Origin of the sequence: Psychroserpens mesophilus (genome assembly GCF_000826645.1) — a bacterium.
Classification (GTDB): Bacteria; Bacteroidota; Bacteroidia; order Flavobacteriales; family Flavobacteriaceae; genus Psychroserpens; species Psychroserpens mesophilus.
In genome coordinates this window covers 1-25,247 of the sequence record NZ_JXJP01000003.1, presented here as the reverse complement: position 1 = coordinate 25,247, position 25,247 = coordinate 1, and the positions used below count along the sequence as shown (strand labels likewise).

Annotated in this window: 16 protein-coding genes and 1 pseudogene; 15 read left to right on the top strand and 2 right to left on the bottom strand. The window is 33.8% G+C overall.

Translation table 11 applies throughout. The features are described 5' to 3' along the window. Positions 1–5 precede the first annotated feature (5 nt). Positions 6–5,558, bottom strand: coding sequence for a T9SS type A sorting domain-containing protein (locus TD18_RS04000; protein ID WP_040248845.1), 5,553 nt, complete (start codon positions 5,556–5,558; stop codon positions 6–8). 342 nt (positions 5,559–5,900) lie between these two features. Between TD18_RS04000 and TD18_RS03995 the strand changes: the two genes are divergently transcribed. From TD18_RS03995 to TD18_RS03940, 12 genes are all read left to right on the top strand, one after another. Next, positions 5,901–6,926, top strand: coding sequence for a hypothetical protein (locus TD18_RS03995; protein WP_040248843.1), 1,026 nt, complete (start codon positions 5,901–5,903; stop codon positions 6,924–6,926). A 215-nt stretch (positions 6,927–7,141) separates the two neighbouring features. Continuing rightward, complete coding sequence (murJ, locus tag TD18_RS03990) at positions 7,142–8,485, top strand: murein biosynthesis integral membrane protein MurJ (protein ID WP_052461035.1); 1,344 nt, start codon at positions 7,142–7,144, stop codon at positions 8,483–8,485. Further along, positions 8,478–9,371, top strand: a complete 894-nt coding sequence (locus TD18_RS16560) for a glycosyltransferase family 2 protein (protein WP_052461034.1) — start codon at positions 8,478–8,480, stop codon at positions 9,369–9,371. Before murJ ends, TD18_RS16560 begins: the two co-directional genes overlap by 8 nt. After that, positions 9,368–10,507, top strand: a complete 1,140-nt coding sequence (locus TD18_RS03980) for an O-antigen ligase family protein (protein ID WP_040248840.1) — start codon at positions 9,368–9,370, stop codon at positions 10,505–10,507. The genes TD18_RS16560 and TD18_RS03980 overlap by 4 nt, the downstream gene beginning before the upstream one ends. Beyond that, entirely contained in the window at positions 10,504–11,562 is a 1,059-nt protein-coding gene (locus tag TD18_RS03975) for a glycosyltransferase (protein ID WP_040248837.1), read from the top strand. Before TD18_RS03980 ends, TD18_RS03975 begins: the two co-directional genes overlap by 4 nt. Positions 11,563–11,570: 8 nt before the next feature. Further along, a complete protein-coding gene (asnB, locus tag TD18_RS03970; protein ID WP_040248834.1) occupies positions 11,571–13,421 on the top strand; it encodes an asparagine synthase (glutamine-hydrolyzing) in 1,851 nt (616 codons plus the stop codon). Between the two features lie 6 nt (positions 13,422–13,427). Continuing rightward, a complete protein-coding gene (gene asnB / locus TD18_RS03965; protein WP_040248831.1) occupies positions 13,428–15,326 on the top strand; it encodes an asparagine synthase (glutamine-hydrolyzing) in 1,899 nt (632 codons plus the stop codon). Between the two features lie 159 nt (positions 15,327–15,485). Continuing rightward, on the top strand, positions 15,486–16,568 hold the full coding sequence (locus tag TD18_RS03960) for a glycosyltransferase (RefSeq protein ID WP_040249716.1): 1,083 nt from the start codon (positions 15,486–15,488) through the stop codon (positions 16,566–16,568). A 6-nt stretch (positions 16,569–16,574) separates the two neighbouring features. Further along, complete coding sequence (locus tag TD18_RS03955; protein ID WP_040248828.1) at positions 16,575–17,630, top strand: glycosyltransferase; 1,056 nt, start codon at positions 16,575–16,577, stop codon at positions 17,628–17,630. Next, on the top strand, positions 17,630–18,775 hold the full coding sequence (locus tag TD18_RS03950; protein WP_040248825.1) for a glycosyltransferase family 4 protein: 1,146 nt from the start codon (positions 17,630–17,632) through the stop codon (positions 18,773–18,775). Before TD18_RS03955 ends, TD18_RS03950 begins: the two co-directional genes overlap by 1 nt. Further along, positions 18,775–19,401, top strand: coding sequence for a sugar transferase (locus TD18_RS03945; RefSeq protein ID WP_040248822.1), 627 nt, complete (start codon positions 18,775–18,777; stop codon positions 19,399–19,401). Before TD18_RS03950 ends, TD18_RS03945 begins: the two co-directional genes overlap by 1 nt. Beyond that, a complete protein-coding gene (locus TD18_RS03940) occupies positions 19,402–20,433 on the top strand; it encodes an ATP-grasp domain-containing protein (RefSeq protein WP_040248817.1) in 1,032 nt (343 codons plus the stop codon). It abuts the gene before it with no gap. Here TD18_RS03940 and TD18_RS03935 read toward each other — a convergent pair. Continuing rightward, the gene (locus TD18_RS03935; RefSeq protein ID WP_052461033.1) at positions 20,420–21,667 is read right to left on the bottom strand and encodes a GNAT family N-acetyltransferase; all 1,248 of its coding nucleotides are present in this window, start codon (positions 21,665–21,667) and stop codon (positions 20,420–20,422) included. The genes TD18_RS03940 and TD18_RS03935 overlap by 14 nt on opposite strands. Positions 21,668–21,982: 315 nt before the next feature. Between TD18_RS03935 and TD18_RS03930 the strand changes: the two genes are divergently transcribed. The 3 genes and pseudogenes from TD18_RS03930 to TD18_RS03920 form a co-directional block, all read left to right on the top strand. Beyond that, positions 21,983–23,107 carry a DegT/DnrJ/EryC1/StrS family aminotransferase gene (locus TD18_RS03930; protein WP_040248814.1) on the top strand — a complete coding sequence of 375 codons (1,125 nt, stop codon included), beginning with the start codon at positions 21,983–21,985 and terminating at the stop codon, positions 23,105–23,107. Next, positions 23,104–24,996 carry a polysaccharide biosynthesis protein gene (locus TD18_RS03925; protein WP_040248811.1) on the top strand — a complete coding sequence of 631 codons (1,893 nt, stop codon included), beginning with the start codon at positions 23,104–23,106 and terminating at the stop codon, positions 24,994–24,996. Before TD18_RS03930 ends, TD18_RS03925 begins: the two co-directional genes overlap by 4 nt. Before the next feature lie 19 nt (positions 24,997–25,015). Continuing rightward, positions 25,016–25,247, top strand: a pseudogene (locus tag TD18_RS03920) (polysaccharide biosynthesis/export family protein); the annotation flags it as partial.

Here is a 25,247-nt window from a genome sequence, read left to right as displayed (position 1 = left end):
TAAAATTATCTTATCGGGATTTTCTTTAATAATTCTGTATCATCGTAAACTAATCTTACGATATAAATGCCTCTCGGAAATTGAGAACAGTCAATCTCTTTATCTAGAGACTGAGCACTCGTATTCGTTTTTATTTGCTCTCTATGAAGAACTTTTCCAGACATATCATATATTACAAGTTGATCTACGTCCACTCGATCCATACCTGAAATTTTAACTTTAAGTACATCGGCTGTTGTGTCCTGGAATATTAAAAAGTCGAATGCTTGTTCAACCTGAGGAATTTCTTCTGGTTCGCAATCATCAACAAATACCATCACTGTTGCCTCATCTGAAGATAATGCGTTATACACTAATACAGAATATTCGGTATCTTCACCAGGCGTTACATTAATACTTTGAGTCGTTTCACCTGTACTCCATAAGTATTCTTCTCCGCCATTTGCTGTAAGTGTTACAGTTTCATTTAGACAAACAAATACATCTTCACCAGCATAAGCTTCAACGGTTTCTACTACATTTACTGTTACCGATTTCTGATCTGAACAATTGTTAATGTAACCTGTTACCGAATAGATTGTTGATGCCGATGGACTAACTGCTATGTTAGGTTGTGTCGCACCATTATTCCACTCATAAGAATTAGCTCCACTAGCTGAAAGTGTTATAAATTCACCTTCCAAAATAGTGACCTCTCCACCATTCATAATAACAACATTCGGATTTAAATTTACAAAAACGGTAACATCATCTTGAGCTTGTTCATTACCTTCAAAAACAGTTACAGTATAAGTTTCTGAAGCCCAAGGATTCACTTCTATACTTTGAGTAGTTTCTCCTGTACTCCACAAATAGGCATCACCTTCAGAAGCCGTAAGTATTGTTGAAGTGCCTTCACATATAAATTGATCTTCACCTGCACTAGCTGTAAATATAATTGGTTCTACAGTTACTATAACCTCGTCAGTCGCTTCACAGCCATTTAAGAATCCTGTAACTGTGTAAAGTGTTGTTTGTAAAGGATTAACTACTATACTTTGAGCCGTTGCTCCTGTACTCCAAACATAGGAATCTGCTCCTGTTGCTGTAAGTGTTGTGCTTTCACCTTCTGTGATTGTAATATCAATGCCTGCATCGACACTTGGCAATGTATTTACAGTTACAGTAACATCATCGTTATCTGAAGCTGTGCCTAAACTGTTGAAAGCTGTGACTGAATATGTTGTTGTTGTATTCGGACTAACTTCGATACTCGGACTTGTTTCTCCTGTGCTCCACTGATACGTTGATCCTCCTGAAGCGGTTAAGGTTACTACTTCTCCTTCGCAAATGGTTTGATCTGCTCCTGCATTAGCAACTACAGTTTCAGTTTCTACTGTTACTGTAACCTCATCTGTTGCTTCACAGCCATTTGAAAATCCGGTTACAGAATAGGTGGTTGTACTCGTCGGATTTACTTCAATGCTTGGAGTTGTTTCTCCTGTATTCCACTGATATGTATCTGCTCCACTTACTGTAAGTGTTGTGCTTTCGCCTTCTGTGATTGTAATATCAATGCCTGCATCGACACTTGGCAATGCATTTACAGTTACGGTTACATCATCCGTATCTGAAGCTGTGCCTAAAGTGTTGAAAACTGTTACTGTATATGTTGTTGTTGTATTCGGACTAACCTCAATACTTGCAGTAGTTTCTCCTGTACTCCACTCGTAAGTTGATCCTCCTGAAGCGGTTAAAATTACTGCTTCACCTTCACAAATGGTTTGATCTGCTCCTGCATTAGCAACTACTGTTTCCGTTTCTACTGTTACTGTAACCTCATCTGTTGCTTCACAGCCATTTGAAAATCCTGTAACAGAATATGTTGTTGTACTCGTCGGATTCACTTCTATACTTGGAGCCGTTGCTCCTGTACTCCAAACATAGGAATCTGCTCCTGATGCTGTGAGTGTTGTGCTTTCGCCTTCTGTAATTGTGACATCAATGCCTGCATCTACACTTGGTAGTGCATTTACCGTTACTATTACATCATCGGTATCTGAAGCTGTGCCTAAGCTGTTGAAAACTGTTACTGTATATGTCGTAGTTGTATTCGGACTAACTTCGATACTCGGACTTGTATCTCCTGTGCTCCACTCGTAAGTTGATCCTCCTGAAGCGGTTAAAGTTATTGCTTCACCTTCACAAATGGTTTGATCTCCTCCAGCATTAGCAACTACTGTTTCCGTTTCTACTGTTACTGTAACCTCATCTGTTGCTTCACAGCCATTTGAAAATCCTGTGACGAAATATGTTGTTGTACTCGTCGGACTCACTTCGATAATTGGAGTTGTTGCTCCTGTATTCCACAGATAAGTATCTGCTCCACTTGCTGTAAGTGTTGTGCTTTCACCTTCTGTAATTGTGACATCAATGCCTGCATCTACACTTGGTAATGCATTTACAGTTACTGTAACTTCATCGGTATCTGAAGCTGTGCCTAAACCATTAAAAACCGTTACTGTATATGTTGTTGTTGTATTCGGACTAACCTCAATACTTGCAGTAGTTTCTCCTGTACTCCACTCGTAAGTTGATCCTCCTGAAGCGGTTAAGGTTACTACTTCTCCTTCGCAAATGGTTTGATCTGCTCCTGCATTAGCAACTACAGTTTCAGTTTCTACTGTTACTGTAACCTCATCTGTTGCTTCACAGCCATTTGAAAATCCGGTTACAGAATAGGTGGTTGTACTCGTCGGATTTACTTCAATGCTTGGAGTTGTTTCTCCTGTATTCCACAGATAAGTATCTGCTCCACTTGCTGTAAGTGTTGTGCTTTCGCCTTCTATAATCGTCACATCAATGCCTGCATCTACACTTGGCAATGTATTTACAGTTACAGTAACATCATCGTTATCTGAAGCTGTGCCTAAACTGTTGAAAACTGTTACTGTATATGTTGTTGTTGTATTCGGACTAACTTCGATACTCGGACTTGTATCTCCTGTGCTCCACTGATACGTTGATCCTCCTGAAGCGGTTAAGGTTACTACTTCTCCTTCGCAAATGGTTTGATCTGCTCCTGCATTAGCAACTACAGTTTCTGTTTCTACTGTTACTGTAACCTCATCTGTTGCTTCACAACCATTAGAAAATCCTGTGACGAAATATGTTGTTGTAATTGTTGGACTCACTTCGATAATTGGAGTTGTTGCTCCTGTATTCCACAGATATGTATCTGCTCCACTTGCTGTAAGTGTTGTGCTTTCACCTTCTGTAATCGATACATCAATTCCTGCATCTACACTAGGCAATGTATTTACCGTTACGGTTACATCATCGGTATCTGAAACGGTACCAGTACTATCAAAAGCTGTGACTGTGTAGGTTGTTGTATTTGACGGATTAACATTAATGCTCGCAGTGGTCTCTCCAGTGTTCCACACATAAGCAGCTCCTCCTGTAGCGGTTAATGTAATTTCTGATCCATTGCAAATCGTTTGATCCTCTCCTGCATTGGCAACTACTTCGTTGCCGATAAGAAAAACCGTTACCGAGTCTGTATTTTCGCAGGAGTCAATGGTACCTGTAACAGTATAAGTTGTTTCAATGGTTGGACTAACAGTAATACTCTGCGTAGTTTCACCAGTACTCCATACGTACGAATCTGCTCCCGTTGCTGTTAATTCAATAGAGTCGCCATAATTTATAGTGAGGTCTAATCCTGCATCAACATTAGGTAAAGGATTAACTGTAACTATTACTTCATCTAATTCACTTGAACAACCATTTTGGATGGCCTCTACACTATATGTACTCGTTGTATTAGGACTAACAGTGATACTTTCTGAAGTTTGTCCTGTACTCCACAAATAACTTGTACCACCAGAAGCTGTTATTGTCACTGACGCACCTTGACAGATTTCAACATCTGATCCTGCATTAGCCACTGGAAGTGCGTTAACTGTAACAACTACTGTATCGGTTGTAGTACTTCCGTCAGAATGATTTCCTGTAACTGTATAGGTCGTCGTGTTCGTTGGATTTACATCTACTGAAGCTCCAGTCATATTTCCTGGAGTCCATGTATAAGAATCAGCTTCAGAAGCAGTCAAAGTAGCTGTTTCACCTTCGCAAATAGTGATATCATCTCCAGCTTCTACTTGAAATACAATATTAGACTCCGTATCAGTTCCGTTTAAAAATTCTTCAATATTCGTATAACCATCACCATCTTCATCGCCATTAGCCGTTCTTGTTAAATTTCCGAAGGTATTAGTTTCCCAAAGATCTGCCATTCCATCATTATCTGTATCATAATTAGAAGGTCTTGAATTAAGTGGTAATGTAGGCATGGTCCAGTTTTTGTTAAAAGGATCTGAACTAACATTATTCTGCACATTGTTAATCTTTAAAACATCAAAACTATCTCTATACGTTCCATAACTTCCATCAGCATTTAAAAACTTATTGGCTCCTACGTTTGCTAATACATTATCATATGCTTCTTGTGCACTGGTAATTGTTGGGTTTTCAATTAATGGATGTATTGTCGTAGTAAAGTAAGCATTTGACAAGTTTGAATTAGTATAGAAATTTTGCCACAGATTTCTGTCATCTTCCTGTGGTATTGGATAATAAGTAGAATGATAATTATTAGCGGTATAAATGCTTGGTACAATATTTTGTACTTTGTTAGCACTACCATTTAATGTATGATTTCCTGGTTGTAAATAATTACCAATAAAATTGATTTCTGGGCTACTAGAATTTGCATTAGTTAAACGTGAGCCCCAATTAAAAAACACATTATTAATGATATCATACTGCAGGCCACCTCCTACATTTGGAGTTCTGTGTCCTTGATCAACAAATAAATTATTGATAGATGTCATATTTCCTGTAGGATAATTAGGATTTAAACCAACAATGATTCCTGTTGCATTTTCAGAAAACACACAATTTTGAATCGTGATATCTTGTAAAGGTCCCCAATCTCCACCCATAGCAATAGCTTGGTCATCACAAAAACTGAAAGAACAGTGATCAAATACTAATCCGTCACAACCTGATGATAGAAACCCATTGTGTTCTCTAACATCTGGCTGACCATTATATCGTCCGTTTCTAAAACGTACATATCTCCAGATAGCATTGTTGCATGGCTGAGCAGGTCTGTTATAACCGCCACCCATTTGAATAAGATGATTACTGATTGTGATTCCACCTTCAGGAGCTGTTTGTCCGGCAACAGTGAAGTTTGAGTTTTCCTCAATAAGCTCTATTGCAGATGTTAACACTATGGTTCCACTAACTTCAAATACAATAATTCGAGGCACTGTCATCATAAGTGCATTCCGCAAACTACCAGCACCGGAATTATTAAGGTTAGTCACTTTAACTACAATGCCACCTCGACCACCTGTAACGTAACTACCTGCACCTTGTACATTTGGAAATGCTTTCGTAGGCTGAGAGAAGCTTGAAAGTGCGATAAAAAATATGAAAAAGTAAGTTAGTTTTTTTACAATATTATTGCTAAAACCAAAAGTATGGTTAGCTAGATTTGGGGATTTCATAAGCTATTAATATTTGGGGCTATTAATTAATTGAGAGCAATCTATATATTATTTATGATATTTAACGTTTAAAGTATATATTATTCGATAAAGTGTAATTTTATTACATAATTTTCTTACAAATGTAATTGAACTGTACATTTTGGTAGTTTATCGATAATTTATATACGGGCTAAATAAGAATAAAGATGTCGAGCTCATAAAAAATAATGATGGCATTAAACATTTAAACTCATAAACAACTGATTATCTATTGCCTATATCAAAAAAAAAGAACTCAAATTCATTAAATTTTAGAATACTAATAAAATAAACCATAACTTTTGCCCTTAAAACCACTATATGCTTAAACCTCTATTTAATTGTGAGATAGAATTCTGTCCGTCTCCTCACCTTACTCAAATTTATGATGGCTTTGCAAGACTGAATAAGAAGGGACTCATCACATTGAAGTCCAAACGTATTAAGCTGGAGCATAGCAAACCTGTTATTAAAGTCATAGTTAATAATAAATACACGCTTATCTACGATACCTTAGATGGATTAAATTGGACAGACGGAAGCTTAGAAGAAAATCTTAATTACTTTACCTCTAATTTAGAATGTGATTTTTATTTTAAACGTAGTTTCAAACCAGAACTTCAAGACCATTTAAGAAAAGGCAAATTGTATCCTTTAGGCTTAAATTACCCATTTGATTATGAAGGTACTTATCCTTTGACTCTTCCAGAGAGAGTAAAAGCTTTTGTGAAACAAAACATTAAAAAGGACACCTTCAAACTACATACTTATGAATACCCTCCGTTTAAGAACCCTGACAATAAAATTTTATTTTTATGTGGTTTATGGAATCCTGATCAAGTTAATTCAGATGAATTAAAGGAACAAAGACGCCAAATTAATACGGATAGAATGAATTTTGTTCGCGCTTGTAAATCCGAATTTGGAGCGCAATTTACTGGAGGTATTCAAATTGACGAATATTCCCAGCGCATCGCTAAAGATATATTGGTTCCATTTAAAATTACCAAAAAACAAAACTTCTTAAATGCTATTAAGACGCATAACATTTGTATAGCAACTACAGGTCTACATAATTCTACAGGTTGGAAATTTGCCGAATATACAGCGGCATCAAGAGCTATTATTTCTGAACCACTTCATTATGGCTTACCTGGTGATTTCAAAAAGGATAAAAATTATTTAAGCTTTAGTAACACTGAAGAATTAATCGCTAATATTCATAGTCTGTTAAATGATAAAGTCAAAATGCAGGATATGATGTTTGAAAACTATAAATATTATAATAACTATGTAGATTCAGAAAAAATGATTTTGAATACCTTATTGAAAATTCATAATAGCTAAAAGCCTTTATTCTAAATTTAGTGAATATGTAAACCTTCCTCTGAAGACAATCAAAAGAAATAATGAAATACGTTTCAGTTAAAAATATGACATACACTTGTCATTCATACTATATATGAACCACTTTGTCTAAACTATTGTATTTGGTAAATGTAGATTTAAAAAAAAAATTAATTTAGCTCTGTCCTAAATTTAAAATAAACTAAAGCATTTAAATGTTGTTTTCAAAACCTAACAAATTTAACGCTCTGAGAAAAAAACTTGGTGGAGCTACGCTAACTAATATTATTACAGTTGGCCTTCTTACTCTTTTTGTTAAAGGACTTGGTTTTGGTAAGGAGATTATCATTGCTGAAAATTTTGGACTTTCAGAATTATTAGACACGTTTTACATTGCCATTCTCGTACCAAGCCTTATTTATAATGTGTTTCTTGGTTCATTTAAAAGTGTGTTTATTCCCAATTATGTAAGTACACTTAAACTTAATAAATTACTTGTTGGAAGTTTTCAAAGTACCAGTTTTCTTGTTACACTCGGTGTCGCTGTACTATTTTTTATTCTTGCCTTATTATTTACTGATGTCTATTTAGAAGTCTTTTTTAAAGGTCATACCGAACATTATTATGAACTGGTTAAAAAGCAGTTTTATTACATTGCGCCTTGTATTCTGTTCTGGGGATTTTCTTCTATTATTAACAGTTTACTTACTATAGATGACGAATTCAGATATTCATCTTTAAGTTCGGTATTTACACCAATTGCAATTATTGTTTGCCTGCTTTGTTTTAAAGAATATCTTGGAGATCTCGTCCTGGCAATAGGTACATTAATTGGAAGCATTTTAGGGTTTGTATTTGTTGCTATTATTGCTTTCAACCGAAAATTAATTCAATTACACAAACCAGATTTTACATCAGCAGGTATTAAAACATTGTTTGTTCAGTTACCAGCAAAATTATCTTCTAGTCTGCTTGTTGGAATTAATCCTTTTGTCGATCAATATTTTTCAGCTCAACTGGTTGTTGGATCGATTGCTGCTCTTAACTATGGTATTAAAATCCCAGCCTTTGCTATTGGTATTGTGGGCATTGCTGTTGGTAATGTTATTCTTCCTTATTTTTCAAAACAAGCTGTTGAAGATCTCTTAAACACGTTTAATAAATTACAGAAAATGCTAAAACAACTTATCATTTTTAGCTTAATCATTACCATCATCTTATTTGTATTTTCTTCAACTATTATCAGTTTATTTTTTGAAAGAGACGCGTTTACTAGTTCTGACACTGTTATTGTTTCCAGAATCCAACAAATGTATCTACTCCAGATTCCGTCTTATATAACAGGTTTAATTATGGTTAAATTTTTAACCTCAATAAATAAAAATAACTTTATGGTGTTGACTTCGGTGATTAGTCTGATACTCAATATTTGTTTAAACTTTATTCTTATTGAACAATTAGGCGTTTATGGTTTAGCACTTGCCACATCTATTGTGTCACTTGTTAACAGTGTAATTTTATATCTATATATTTACCAATTAAAGAAGCAACATGTTTAATATTATAACGCCTACATATAATAGACAACATCTTATACATCGTGTGTATGAGTCATTATCTCAGCAAACATACAAAGGGTTTAACTGGATTGTGATTGATGATGCCAGCACTGATAACACAAAGGCGCTTATACAACAATGGCAAAAGGAAACAACAGATTTTGAAATTGAATATTATTGTTTGCCTCATAATCAAGGAAAACCTGAAGCTGTTAATTTTGGGCTTACCAAATGCAATGATAAATATATCATTATTGCAGATAGTGATGACACTTTCGTTTCGAATGCCTTAGCAGATATTAAATCGATTTGGGATGACATCAATGCTCAAAATAAAACTAATATCGCTGCCGTTTGGACTCTTGTTGTCGATGAACAAGACCAAATTAAAGGAGATAAATTTCCTGAAGACAAATGGCAGGTTGGCTTTAAAGAGCGTGTCCTTGATATTAATAAAGAAATAACTGGCGACAAATGGACATCCTGGCGTGCTGATATATTAAAAGCGCATCCGCTTTATGCTGATTCAAAATCGCATGTTGAAGAAAGTCAGACCTGGAACAGAATCAATAAAAAATATGATTTTCTTTGCGTAAATCAGGCTTTTTTAAAAGCGCATGTATCACCAAACAGCTTGATAACTTCAAAAAAATCCAGAAAACAAATTTCCAGAGCTGGCTATTACAGTGCTTTTTACGCTTTAAAGGATGTTAAGACTTCTGATATAATTAAATACAAATACTTCAGAACACAAGCTTTTAATTACTTTAAATCTTGGTTATTTTATTCAGATAATAAATTGAAGCTTAGCTTTCCAAAGTTATTGATGTGCTTTGTTATATTTATAGTTTACATGTTCAAACGCTTAATTAGGAAACTGATATGAAACTTGTAAAATACTTGGCATTGATACTTGTACTTTGGGGCATTCCTAGTTTCTTTTCCTATGATGAAGCTATAGGAAGTGTGTTCAGTTTACTGATGGTTTGTGCTTTGGCATTTTACTATTTTATTAGTGAAAAACGAAGCTTTCTTCTTCCTTTTATCATTCTCGGACTGCTTTACTTTTTGATTAGCGGACTTGTGATGGTTTATGGTGATCCAAAGTATTTCAGAAACGATTTAATAAAGTATTTTGTTTTAATCATTTGTGGCGCCGAATTAGCCAGAGATACAACTAAAAAAGAGTTATTTGTTATACTTACTCTTGGTGCTTCAAGTATATTGGTTCACGCTTTATTTTTTCAAGGTGGTTTTGGTCGCTATAGTGGTTTATATCTCGATCCAAACGGAGCAGGCTTTGTGTGTATCATGGCCTATTGTTTGAGTTTTAATATTAAACCTAAATATCTTAAAAATATGGGTCAGTTTTTGGTCACCTTTGCTGGCTTACTAACCTTTTCAAGAACCTTTATTATTCTCTGGTTACTGGTAAGTTTGATTGCTGTTGTTTCTGACCGAAAAAACTCTTTAAATTTCGGCTTAGGAATTGGCGCATTAATTATTATACTTACCGTTGGTTCCTTGTTAAAAGTAGATGTTAATCGATTTAATGCCTTAGAGAGTATTTTTAATGACAACCAAACAACACAAGTATCTGTGATTAAAGAAGATAGTCGAACAGATACATGGGCAAGATATTATGATGATATTTTAGACAGTCCAATCTTTGGAAACGGTTACAGGCAATTAAGTGGCTATGATGATACGACGCCTGGTGTTCATAACTCTTATTTAATGGTGATTGGAGAAGCAGGCATATTTCCGTTTTTGGTTTTCATCGGAATTTATCTCTTTATGTTATTTAAAAATGTAGCCAGATACAAAACAGAAGTTTTTAAAATCATGTTTGCGACAACGCTTTTTATTTTATTAATGACGACTCATAATTATTTTGATAACTTCCTTTTAATTTTTGTTTCCGTTTGGCTATTTATTCAAACTACGGAAACAGTTTCAGATGAAAATGAAATTGAAGATTTAGACTCAACTGAAACCGAACTCTTAAATAAAACACTTTGACTATAATTCACTTAACAAGTACTTTAGGAGGTGGTGGTGCAGAACAAATGGTGCTTCAATTAGCGAAGCAAAGCAACGCTGTTCATAAAACTGTTGTTGTGTCCTTGTCAAATACTTTAATTGCTTTAGAAAAACGATTTAAAGATCATGATATCGAGTATCATCTTCTTGGTGTTAATTCATTTAAAAATAAGTCTCTTGTTAATGGACTTAAAGAATTTAAATCCATCATAGACAGTTTAGATGATGTGGTGATTCATTGTCATATGTATCATGCTGCACTCTTCGGAATGCTCTACAAATTAAGACACCCAAAGTCGAAATTGGTTTTTACGCTTCATTCCAATATGTTAGAATTTGCTAGCAGACGACTTATATTATTTTTTACGAAACCACTAAGATTTAGAGATATTATATTCAGTCCGAAGGGCAAAAAATGGTATCTGAAACGAAATGCTGAAATCATTGCTAATGGTGTTGATTTTAAAGAGTTTGATTTTGGCGAAAGAAGTAACACCTTTTCAGTATTTAACTTTTTATTTATAGGACGAATCAGCCATGAAAAGAGTCCGCATCGACTCATCGAATGTGCGCAGCAACTTTTAGAACATAACATAACCAATTTTAAAATTCATTTTGTAGGTGATGGTATTCTGAAAGAAGCCATACTCGAAGATGCAAAAAACAGAAACTTAGAAAATCATGTCACATTACATGGCTTTCAACACGATATCAAACCTTTTTTAGCTGAAGCGCATTGTCTGGTGCTTCCTTCGTTATGGGAAGGCATGCCTGTTGTGATTATTGAAGCTGCAGCATCAAAATTACCTGTGATTGCAACACCTGTAGGAAGTATTCCTGATTTTTTAAACACCACTAATGCTTATGTTTCCGTATTGGATACCTTTGATCAATCTATGAAAAGTGTCTATGAAAATTACGATCTTGCTTTACAAAAATCGACGAAATTGTATCATGAAATTGAATCGCAATTTGAAATTAAAAACGTATTCGCTAAACATTTAAGTGTCTATAAAGAAAGCTTAAAAAACTAGTAAAAATTATGTGTGGAATATACGGAACAACCATAACATACTCTGAAAACCAAGTCAAGGATAAACTGAAGCGAACTGCTTTTAGAGGTCCTGACAAAATGGGTTGGCAATCGTACACTAAAAACGATAACACCATTACGTTTGGACATAACAGATTATCGATTATCGATTTAGATCCAAGATCAGATCAACCGTTTACCTATTATGATCATATCCATATTGTGTTTAATGGTGAAGTCTATAATTTCAGAAATTTAAAAACGACTTTAATTGAAAAAGGTTACACCTTTAGAACATCTAGTGATACTGAGGTTTTGTGTGCTGCCTATTTAGAATATGGTGAACAATGTGTCAATCATTTCAATGGCATGTTTGCCTTCGTGATTTACGATGAAAAAAAACAAATACTTTTTGGAGCTCGTGACCGATTAGGACAAAAACCATTTTACTACTATCATAATGGAACCGATTTTGAATTTTCAAGCCAGTTATCATCCATTCAGATGTATAATGATAACTTATCCATTTCTAAAAAAGCGATTGGTTATTATCTAACTTGGGGACATATTCCAGATCCGTATTCGATACTAAACGAAGTACAAAAATTAAAGGCTGGACATACATTTACATATACGATTTCTAATGGTAAACTCTCAACAAATTGCTATTGGGATATTGATTACAAAGGCGAAACTAAATACAAAGGAAGTTACGATGAGGCCAAAGAAACTTTAGATGGCTTACTTCACAGTGCTGTCTCAATGCGTTTATTTGCAGACGTTCCTGTTGGCGTATTTTTATCTGGAGGCATCGATTCATCAGCAGTTGCTGCAGTTGCAACTAAAAGTTCTAATGCTAAAGTTAAAACGTTTTCTGTCAAATTTAATGATGCTGAATATGATGAAAGTCAATATGCGCAAGCCGTTGCAGACCACTTAGAAACCGATCATAATGTCATTCATTGTGATTATAATGAAGGCTTAAATCTTATTGAAAACTTTTCGCATTACTATGATGAACCGTTTGCCGATTCATCAGCAATACCTTCTATGTTGCTTGCCAAACACACAAAAGAACAAGTCACTGTGGCGCTTTCAGGTGATGGTGGTGATGAAAGTTTCTTAGGTTATAGTCGATACAATTGGGCTAGAACTAAAAGTAAATTGTACGACATTCCGTATCCAATCCGAAAGTTATCTTCAAATATTTTAAAACATGTTCCGAATTATAAATTAAAAATTGTTGCTGAAGGACTTAAAGCCAAGAATAGAAATCTCGCTTATTTAAGCGTAATGACTGGCATTAATTTGTCTTATGTAAAGGATGCTGAACAATTCAGAGATATTGATGATAAATTTTATTTAGATCATTCTCATAAGAATCTGCTGGAACGCATTTCAGACTTTGACCTAAAAACCTATTTAAATTACGACATTAATACTAAAGTCGATCGTGCAACAATGGCGTATTCTTTGGAAGCCAGATCGCCTTTAATGGATTTTAACATTGTTGAATTCGCCAGATCTTTGCCAACTGATTACAAATTTCAAGGCAACAATCAAAAGCGAATTTTAAAAGATGTGCTTTATAAATATGCACCTAAAGAATTCTTCGACAGACCGAAAGCAGGTTTTGCAATCCCTTTTTCAAGGTGGTTTCGAGAGGATTTAAAAGATTATGTTTTAAGTGAACTTGATGATGAGAGCCTTAAAAATATTCCGAATATTAATATTGAAAATGTAAAATTCATGATCAAACAGCACATGGATGGTTCATGGAACAGATATCCTTTAATCTGGAAATTAATCGTGCTTAAACAATGGTTGAATGTACAGGGAAAAGGCTTAACAATTAAATAGAAAGTTATGTGCGGAATAAATGGCATATTATACAAATCGTCTAAAGATGATCAGGCTGTAAAACAGGCACTCACTAAAATGAATAATCTTATCATTCACAGAGGTCCTGATGAAGATGGTACATTTAGTTTCTCAGGTACAAACTTCGCATTAGGAATGGCAATGAGACGTTTATCTATTATAGATTTAAGCTCAGGTCAGCAGCCCATTTATTCAAAAGACAAGTCCATCGTTATTGTTTTTAATGGAGAGATTTATAATTACAAACTTCTCAGAGAGCAGTTAATCATTGATGGTGTTGAATTACATACCAACAGCGATACCGAAGTCATTTTAAAACTATACGAACAAAAAGGTGTTGAGGCTTTCAAACTTTTAGATGGAATGTTCGCATTTAGCATTTATGATGCAAATATGAATAAAGTCTTTATTGCTCGTGATTTCTTTGGCGAAAAGCCTTTGTACTACACAGACAATAAAGATAAACTATGTTGGGCTTCAGAATTAAAATCGCTCGTAAATCAATTAGATTATAAGCCAGAAATATCTAAAAAAGGTTTAAACCTGTATTTCAAACTCACTTATATTCCAGCTCCTTTTACCATTTATGAAGGCGTAAATAAACTTGAAGCCAATAAGTATATCGTTTATGACACTCAAACCTTTGAACTTAACATAGAAACGATTCATAAGGAAAAACCAAAAACGACTTCTAATGTATCTTTTAATGATGCTAAAAAGGAAGTAAGACAACGTGTTTTTGATAGCGTGGCGTCTCGATCAATTGCTGATGTGCCTTTAGGAACATTTTTATCTGGAGGTGTTGATTCTTCAGTCGTGTCGTTTTGTTTGTCTGAAATCAATGATTCAAAAATTGAAACGTTTTCCATTGGGTTTGAAAAAGCATCTTATGATGAAACGGATAAATCAAGAGTTGTAGCAAATCAAATTGGAAGCAATCATCACGAGTTTATTATTAACGAAAATGATTTAAAGCACAATATCAACGACATTCTTTTAAATTTCGATGAACCCTTTGCCGATTCGTCTTCACTCCCAACCTATTTGGTTTCAAATAAAACGAGATCCAATGTCACAGTGGCTCTAACTGGTGATGGTGGTGACGAAGTTTTTGGTGGCTATAATAAATATTACGTCGGAAAACTAAATCAGAAGTACACTAATGTCGTTCCAAAAGTGCTTCATAATCAAATTGATAAATTTTCAGATTCGTTCCTGAAACGGAAAGATGATAACAGAGGTTTTAAATACAAACTCAATAAATTAATCAAAACCATTAGCTATGATGACGATTATTATTGGGGAATTATTTCTCTCGGATTTCAAAATGATGAGATTAACCAATACTTAAATACCGATTTTCAAAGTCCTTCAGTTTTTGACTATTACAAAGCTGAAACGAAAATCAGTTCACCAAAATCGCTTAATGATTTTAGAACGATAGACAGGCACATCAGTTTAGAAGGCGATATGCTAGTAAAAGTAGACAGAACTAGCATGATGAATTCTCTAGAATGCAGAGCTCCTTTTTTAAATCGAGAACTGTTTGAATTCACGATGACTTTACCTGAAGAGTATTTAATCAAAAAATGGAGTAAAAAACACATTTTAAAGGAAGCCTTTAAAGACGATTTTCCTGAAGGTTTTTTAGAAAAATCTAAGCAAGGTTTCGGAGTTCCGGTTGGAGATTGGCTTCGTGAAGGATTAAGACAAGAATTGGAACGTTACATTGATTTGAGCTTTTTAAAACAACAAGCTATTTTTAATTCTGATACAATTGTTAATCTGGTTAAAAATCATTTATCAGGTAAGCAAGATAACACGTTTAAAGTTTGGACGTATTTCTGTTTTCAAAAATGGTACACGTATACCTACAACATTTAAAGATGCTTTATTTAATTGCTATTTTTTATTTACATTTGGCAACGTGTTTTTTCACATATCCCTCGCTCAAACATCAAAATATAGCTGATATAAATTACAGTTTTTTATCAGTTGTTGATGTTCCTCAAAATATCAAAATAGTAAACGCTATTCATGACCATGAATGAAAAGAAAATAAAAATATGTTTTGTTTTGCCCGCTCTAAATGCTGGAGGAGCGCAACGCATCATGTCGTTCTTATCGCAGAATATGAGCAAAGACAAATTTGATTGTACACTACTAGTCATTGCTAAAGCCGAATCAACAGATTTTGATGTATCGCATGCTAAGGTTCATTATTTTGACAAAGATCGTTTGTTGTTAGTCGCAAGGCCTCTGTTTTTATACTTTTTAAAGCACAAGCCAGATATTGTGATGGGATCTATTGGCCATGTGAATAAACTTCATGCACTCTACTCCTTCTTTTTAAGAAAAACAACATTCATAGCCAGAGAAGCTAGCATCAATAGTATTATGTCTCAATACAACCGAAGTACACATGTTACCGGTTTTGTATGGTTATTTAAAAACTATAGAAAATTTTTAAATCGTATTGTTTGTCAGTCAGAACAAATGGCGACATATATGCATGAAGATCATGGCATTCCAAAAGAACGTATCCATATCATCAACAATCCATTAACAGTTGAAGCTAAAGTAAAAACGCCTTTAAACAATGAAGTTAAACAATTAATTACAGTTGGCAGACTCAGTCCTGAAAAAGGTCATGAACGAATATTAAATATTTTGTCGAAATTAAACACCGACTGGCATTATACCATTATTGGTGAAGGCAATCAGTATGAAATCCTGATGGAGCAAATAAAAACCCTTCATTTTGAGGATAAGGTAACTTACATTAAATATACAAGTCATGTGTCTGATTACTTAAGCAAAAGCGATGTCTTTATTCAAGGGTCATATGTTGAAGGCTTCCCAAATGCAGTTATGGAAAGTTGCGCTGTAGGAACACCAGTTGTTGCTTTTGTTGCGCCTGGCGGAACAAAAGAAATTATTCAAAATGGCATCAACGGATTCATTGCTAATGATGAAGAAGAATATCTAAATCACCTGAATGAAGCCTTATATAAAAAACAATGGAATCCCGAGATTGTAAGCAAATCTATAACCGATAAATTTGATAAAAAGATTATTCTGAGTAAATATGAAGATTTGTTTTCAGACATTGCACAATCTAACTAAGAGCAAATGACAATAGTACACTTAAATATTGGTTTAGGAGGTGGAGGTGCCGAACATATGATTCTTGAAATGGCTAAGAAAAGTCATGAAGACGGAATTGATACTGTTGTGTTAGCTATCACAAATAACGACCAGATTGCATATAAGTTTGCTGAAAACAATTTAAAATACCACTTCTTAGGAATCAACTCTCCTAAAGGTTTCTTTAATGGAATAAAACAAATGAAGCAGGTTTTATCTTCCTATGATAATATCGTTTTGCATTGCCACATGTTTCATGCATTAGTCATCGGAATTTACTTTAAATTATTTGTTAGAAAAGTCCCGATTGTATTTACACTTCATAATATTCTGGTGGAAGAAATCTACAGACGATGGTTCTTGTTTTTCACTAAAGCCTTCCGAAAAATCGATATAAATTTTAGTGAAGATGCTACCAAATGGTATTTAAAAAAAATACAAGTTATTGCTAATGGTGTAGACTTCGAGAAATTTAAGTTAGATAAAGAGCGAACATTCAGTACTTCTGAAACATTCAAATTTCTGTACTTAGGTCGTATTGAAGAGCAAAAAAACCCATTAGTTCTTCCTAAGTTAGCCAAACAACTACTGAATGAAGGCATCACAAATTTCGAAATACGTGTCGCTGGAAATGGTGATATGAAAGACGAATTAGAATCTCTAATCAAAACCGATAATCTCGAAAAGTATATTAAACTTTTAGGGTTTCAAAAAAATGTCAAACAGCAATTGTTTAATGCGCATTGTATGATTATGCCTTCACTTTGGGAAGGATTACCAATTTCGCTAATTGAGGCTTCAGCAACCAAACTTCCCATTATTACAACACCTGTTGGTAGCATTCCGAAGTTTTTTAAACCTTCTAATTGTTTTGTTCCAGAGATTGAAAATTTTCATGCAGCCATGGTTTCAGTCATGGAAGATTATGATAATGCAACCAAAAAAGCAAATCAGCTTTACGAAGACAACAAAAGTGTATTTGATATCAATTCAGTTTATAAAAAACATTTAAAATTATACCAGTCGGTCATTAGCAACTAATGCAAAAACTCATTCGCATAACAACAGTTCCGTCATCCTTAAGAACACTTTTAAAAGGACAATCTCGATTTATGAGTAATCATTTCGAAGTCATTGGTGTATCAGGAGATGGAGATGCATTAGCCGAAGTAAGACAAAATGAAGGCATTAAAACGCATGTCGTTGAAATGACACGAACGATAACGCCTTTTAAAGATTTGAAAGCTGTGTATCAGTTATACAAGTTTTTCAGAAAAGAGAAACCGTTCATTGTTCACACTCATACACCAAAAGCAGGAACAGTTGGTATGCTTGCTGCAAAATTAGCTGGAGTTCCGCATCGTTTGCACACTATTGCTGGTTTACCATTATTGGAAGCTACAGGAAAAAAGCGCAAGCTGTTAAATGCAGTTGAAAAATTCACCTACAGTTGTGCGACGCTTATTCTTCCGAATTCGTTTGGTTTAGAGGAAATCATTTTAGATCAAAAATTCACCAAACCCAGTAAATTAAAGGTGATTGGTAACGGAAGTTCAAACGGAATTAACACCGAACACTACGATGCTGCTTTGGTTTCAGGAGAAGTTAGAAATAATCTAAGAAACGAATTAAATATCGCTGAAGAAGATATCGTTTTTATATTTATAGGACGTATCGTAAGAGATAAAGGTATTAATGAATTGGTTGCAGCTTTCGATACGCTTTCAGAAAGAAATAAAAATTGCAAACTCTTATTGGTTGGTCCTCGAGAAAACCATTTAGATCCACTTTTGCCAGAAACGGAAGCCTTAATAAAAGGAAATAAACAAATTATTGCTGTTGGAGTTCAAAAAGATATTAGACCTTACGTCGCCATCTCTCATGTGCTTACATTTCCTAGTTATCGTGAAGGATTTCCAAATGTTGTGTTACAAGGAAGTTGTATGGAATTACCTTGTATCGTTGGAAATATAAATGGTTGCAATGAAATTATTGAACATAATGTAAATGGCTTGATTATTCCTGTAAAAGATGCCAAGGCTATCGAAAATGCTATGCAGTTTATGATCGATTATCCTGAAAAGCGTCAAGCTATGATTGCACATTCAAGAAGCCGAATTATAGAACGTTATAAACAAGAATTTGTCTGGAATGAAATTTTAAAAACCTATCAAACTCTAAACTAATGAAACTCTACAGAAACGTCATAAAACGTCTATTGGACTTTATTGCTGCCAGCATTGGTTTTATCTTATTGTTTCCTGTTTTTGCTGTGACGTGGTTGATTTTGATGATTAAAAATAATGGATCTGCTTTCTTTTTTCAGGAACGACCAGGAAAAAACGAACGTATTTTCAAAATCATAAAATTCAAAACCATGAATGATAAAAAAGATGCTAATGGAGAACTGCTTCCGCCTGGTGAACGCCTTACCAAAACTGGCATCTTTGTACGAAAATATTCTTTAGATGAAATTCCGCAGTTATTAAATGTCATTAAAGGTGATATGAGTCTTATTGGTCCAAGACCATTATTAATTCGATATTTGCCGAGATACAATGCATTTCAAAAACAACGCCATAATATCAAACCAGGCATTACAGGTTGGGCTCAGGTAAACGGAAGAAATGCCATTAGCTGGGAACAAAAATTTGAGTACGATGTTTGGTATGTGAACAATCTTTCTTTTGCATTAGATTTAAAAATTCTATTTTTAACCATCTATAAAGTCTTTAAAAAAGACGGAATTTATAGTGTAGATAATGATATCGTACCAGATTTTACTGGCACAGAACCAAACCAAAATACATAAATGAGTATCAACTTACTTTTTACTTGTGCAGGACGACGTAATTATTTAATCAATTACTTTAAAGAAGCTATAAAAGATCAGGGCAAAATATTTGCAGCAGATATGAGTCCCTCTGCTCCTGCTATGGTAGATGCAGATGTTGCTATTATTGTTCCTGGAATTTATGACTCGACTTATATTTCAGCCTTAAAAACGATAGTTAATGAACATCAAATTGATGCCATTATATCATTAAATGATTTAGAGTTACCTATATTATCTAAGCATAAAAATGATCTTGAGAGCACTGGAGTTAAGGTTATTATCTCTAATGAAGATGTGATTGACATTGCATTTGATAAAATGAAAACCTTCGATTTCATATCAAAAATTGGTTTAAAAACACCACAAACTTATACGTCTCTTAATAAAGCTAAAGAAGACATCTATAACGGAACACTTAAATTTCCTTTAGTAGTTAAACCTCGTTGGGGAAGCGCTTCAATAGGAATTGATTTTCCTGAAACTGAAGAAGAATTAGATTTAGCGTTTAGGCTTCAGCATATAAAATTGAAAAAATCTATTCTCAATACAGCTAGTGAAGACGATTTAGACAATGCGATTCTCATTCAGGAGAAAATGAATGGTCAGGAATTTGGAATGGACATTGTGAATGATTTTGAGGGTAATTATTTTGGAACATTCGTCAGAAAAAAATTAAACATGCGTTCTGGCGAAACCGATAAAGCGGTGTCGGTTATCGATGAAAAATTTGAAGCGCTTGGCAAAGTCATCTCTAAAAATTTAAAGCATGTTGGAAACTTAGATTGTGATGTTTTTGTTTCAGGAGACGAACTTTATTTATTGGAGTTAAATCCAAGATTTGGAGGAGGTTATCCGTTTTCACATGAAGCAGGAGTTGATACTACAGCTATTTATATAGAATGGTTAAAAGGCAATACTGATGTGACGAAATACAACCAATATGTCGCTGGAAAATTATTTTCTAAATGCGATAGAATGCTCGAAATAGAATCGCCTACTTTAACGTAATTCGTTGTGCTTTTTTAGATCCTGAAATCACATACTCTTTAGCATTTTCAGAAGTCTTGTAAACCTTTATATTGTCAATAGGTTCCGGATTTGCGAAAGCAAACGTATAGACATATTGTTGTAAATAACTGTACGTTTCTATATTGTAATCAATAGGCAGATAATGGCCGGAATTTGCTTCAAAACCATCTAGTTTTTCAAATTTAATCGCTTCATATTCAAAAGACTCTTCAGGTTTCCCTTGCAATAAAAACTTAGCTTTTCTATAAAGTTCATTAACCTTTTTACGTCGTAAATAAAGTTTGGTTTTGAAAAAGGTTTCAACTAGATTGGCTGTAAGTGTTGATATGATTGATTTTGAATCGTATAAAATATGGTAATTAAAATCATAGATTAGATTACTCCATTTATGCTTATAATCGAAATCGCCTTTAGAGAAATCTGATATGCTATAGTTATTTTCAAAACACCATTCTAACAATTTAATGATAGATGTTTTTCCAACACTGAATTTGTAGTAATCAGGATCAAAAACTGTAATGGTTTCAAATAAAATAGCTTCCGAATGAAAATTTAAAGTCACACCTATTGGAGTGTCATCTCTGTATATAATCAATAGTGAAGCTTTTTTCTCTTGCAACATCACATAGACTAGTTCTTTATAATAATTCCATTTTTCAGGACTCAAATGATGATAATTTACCTGTTTACCCGCAAAACGTTTATTTAAAAGACTGTAGAAACTATCAAATACCTCGATAAAATCAGACTCATTGATTTCTCCATGCAGAAAAGAATATTTAATATTAAAACACTCTTCCAATCGCCTTTGATTGGACCTGAACTCTCTTCGGTTTTTTGAACTAAATTGCGCATTAATGTATTCATCTTGATTTGTATAAGATGAAATATCCATTAGAAATCCTTGATATTGGAACACTTTTTTTAAACGAAGTGACGATGGGTTATCCCTTGCTAGTTCTCTTACATTAAAATAGTCTGGAACATCATAAATTAAGAATGTTTTTCCTTTATAATCTGTAATTGACGTATGCAACTCATAAAAGATACCCTTAGTTAAGTTTTTTCCAATATTAATATAAAGTGGTAGAATTGAATGCTTTAAAAACTGCACACCTGAAATAAAATCGAAGGATTTTGATAACTTAGATCCATTAAAGTGTTTAGACCACACAGTAACAAAACTGGTTGATGTAAATGGATTTTGTTTCATTAATTAAATCTAGCTTTCATTCATAATACAGGACAAATGTAATATAATGTATATATTTTTACTTGTGGAATAAAAACAATTTTAAAAAATTTAAAAAGAACACGAAAATAGGGCCAATATTTTTTATTCAAATAAGGTCATAATGACATATATATCGTATAAACTTGCTATTTATCGTGATAATTTGGTTAGTGAAAGTGGATTGATGCATCTTTATCAATGAATGTTCTTGTGTACACCTGAACTTTCAAACCCAAATCCCTCACTTAACAATAATATTGAATAGTAATTAATTTACTACTTAACAATTTGATTATGGATTCTAAAATATGGTTGTCATCTCCACATATGGGTGGAAAAGAACAATCTTATGTCAACAATGCTTTTGAGACCAATTGGATTGCTCCTCTGGGACCTCATGTTAATGGTTTTGAAAGCGACCTTCAAAATTATCTTAAAGAAGATTCTCATGTTGCTGTTTTAAGTTCAGGAACTGCTGCACTTCACCTTGCTCTTATTTTATTAAATGTGAAAGAAGGCGACGAAGTGATATGCCAGAGTAAAACATTTTCAGCTTCAGCCAATCCTATAGTATATCAAGGCGCTACTCCTATTTTCGTTGATAGTGAAGCAGACACATGGAATATGTGTCCGGAAACCCTTGAAATTGCTATACAAGACAGAATTAAAAAAGGAAAAAAACCGAAAGCTATAATAGCGGTTCATCTGTATGGAATGCCATATAAGGCTGATGAAATTCACAATATTGCTAAAAATTTTAATATTCCTGTAATTGAAGATAGCGCTGAAGCACTAGGAAGCTCTTACAAGAACCAGAAATGTGGAACATTTGGTGATATTGCTATTCTTTCATTTAATGGAAACAAAATCATAACAACTTCAGGTGGTGGAGCTTTAGTAACTAAAAACGAATCCATAAAGCAGAAAGCTGTATTTTTATCTACTCAAGCCAGAGATAATGCTGTTGAATATTTACATTCTTCAATTGGTTACAATTACAGATTATCTAATGTTTTAGCAGGAATTGGCAGAGGACAAATGGAAGTCTTAGATGATCGTGTTGAAGCAAGACGATACAATTTTGAAACTTACAAAACGCAATTAAGCGCTATAGATGAAATTTCATTTTTGAATGAACCTGAAGGGTTTTACTCTAACCGATGGTTGAGTTGTATCTTAACACCTTCAGAAACTATTCGAGAAGGTCTAAGATTAAAACTTTTAGAGTACAATATAGAATCAAGACCACTTTGGAAACCTATGCATCAACAGCCTGTTTTTAAGTCGTGCCCTAGTTATTTGAACGGTGTTTCAGATGACTTATTCAAAAAAGGCTTATGTTTGCCTAGTGGATCAAACTTAACTGAAAATGAATTGAATAGAGTGATTTCTGCAATAAAAACGTATTTTAGAGCATGATTAAACGTCAACTTCAAAACATATCGCAAAAATATGCTTCCAAATGGCTGGTAATGCTATTCGATCTTATCGTTGTAGCGTTTACGTTTGTCGTTGCCTATATCATCCGTTTTAACTTTAAGATTGACTTTGATATTGAAGTCATGCTAAAACAAATTCCGTTTGTTTTTCTTGCAGCATTTATAAGCTTTTTATTAGTTGGTTCATACAAAGGCGTAGTACGATTTACAGGGTTCAAAGATGTTGTAAATATTATTATTGGAGTAAATATCTTAGCAACGATTCTTATTGTTTCAACGTTTCTAAGTAGAAAACTTAATTACGAAAGCATTTTCAACATTTCCGGATCAGTGATTTACATTCACTTAATGCTCAATATCTTATTTATTATTGGCTTTAAACTCTTTATAAAATCTATGTATAACCACGTAATGCAAGATTTTAAAAACAAAAAAAGAGTGATGATTTATGGTGCAGGAAGTTCAGGTATGCTTACGTATGATGCCATCACCAATGACCCAAAAAACAGTCATGAAGTTGTTGCCTTTATTGATGATAATGATCGAAAGGTTGGAAAAAAAATAAACACCTTATACGTTTACAGTTTAAAAAAGATAACTCCAGATTTTATAGAAAAACAAGCTATCGAAGAAGTTGTTATTTCTATACAGAATATTGAACCAGGCAGATTACTTGAAATTTCCAGTATTTTATTTGAATTAGGTTTAAAAGTTAAAATCGTTCCTCCTGTTCAAACATGGATTGATGGTGATTTGAGTGTCGGACAAATAAAAGATGTTAAAATTGAAGATCTTCTGGGAAGAGAACCAATTTCTATTATTAATCCGGCTTTAGTTCACGAATACGAAAATCAAATTATTTTTATCACTGGAGCTGCTGGATCTATTGGTAGTGAAATTGCTCGAAAAGCAACAAACTACGCTTATAAGAAATTAATTCTCATTGACACTGCTGAATCTGCGCTGTATGAACTTCAACAAGAGTTTATCCAAAAAGGCATTAAAAACTTTATTGCTATTGTTGCAGATGTTCGTGATAAAGTGAGAATGGAAAGTTTGTTTAATATCTACAGACCAAAAATCATCTTTCACGCTGCTGCCTATAAGCATGTGCCATTAATGGAAAACAATCCTTACGAAGCTGTAAGTGTTAATATTCGAGGCACAAGAAATATGGCTAATCTGGCTGTAAAACATGGTGTCAATAAATTTGTACTTATTTCAACAGATAAGGCAGTGAACCCAACAAATGTAATGGGAGCAACCAAACGTATTGCTGAGCTTTACGTGAATTGCCTTCAAGGAAAAGGCCAAACAAAATTTATAACCACACGATTTGGAAATGTATTGGGTTCCAACGGATCGGTAATTCCTTTATTCAAAAAACAAATTGATGCTGGAGGTCCTTTAACCGTAACTCACGAAGATATAACAAGATACTTTATGACGATTTCTGAAGCGTGTCAATTAGTTTTAGAAGCTGCAACAATGGGTAATGGTGGTGAAATTTTCGTTTTTGACATGGGAGAATCTGTTAAGATTTTCGACCTAGCAAAAAACATGATTATTTTATCTGGCCTGCGTTATCCTGAAGATATAGATATTAAAATAACTGGCTTACGACCAGGAGAAAAAATATATGAAGAACTTTTAGCTGATGGTGAAAAAACAAGACCTACCTATCATGAAAAAATCATGATTGCTAAAACCAAAGCCATTGATGCAGAAGATATTTCAGATAAAATTGCCAATCTATGCTTGGTAAACTCAAAAGTGCAAAACTTAGAAGTTGTATCTTTAATTAAACAAATACTACCAGAATATATTTCTAATAATTCTAAATTTGAAGTGTTAGATTCAAAAAAATAATCAATCTTATCAATAAATTATGACCTACAATACAAAGCCTTTACATTATTTAATACTAGTCGTGACATTAGTCTTATTGTCGTCATGTGGCAGCAGAAAAGAACTTGTTTATTTTCAGGATGAGCCAATCACTAGTGATAACCAAAGTGAATTGAGTAATGATTTTGATATTCGATATAAACCTAATGATTTATTAACCATAGATGTTTCAGCTGAAGTATCAGAATCGGTTGCAGCTTTTAATCTTCCAG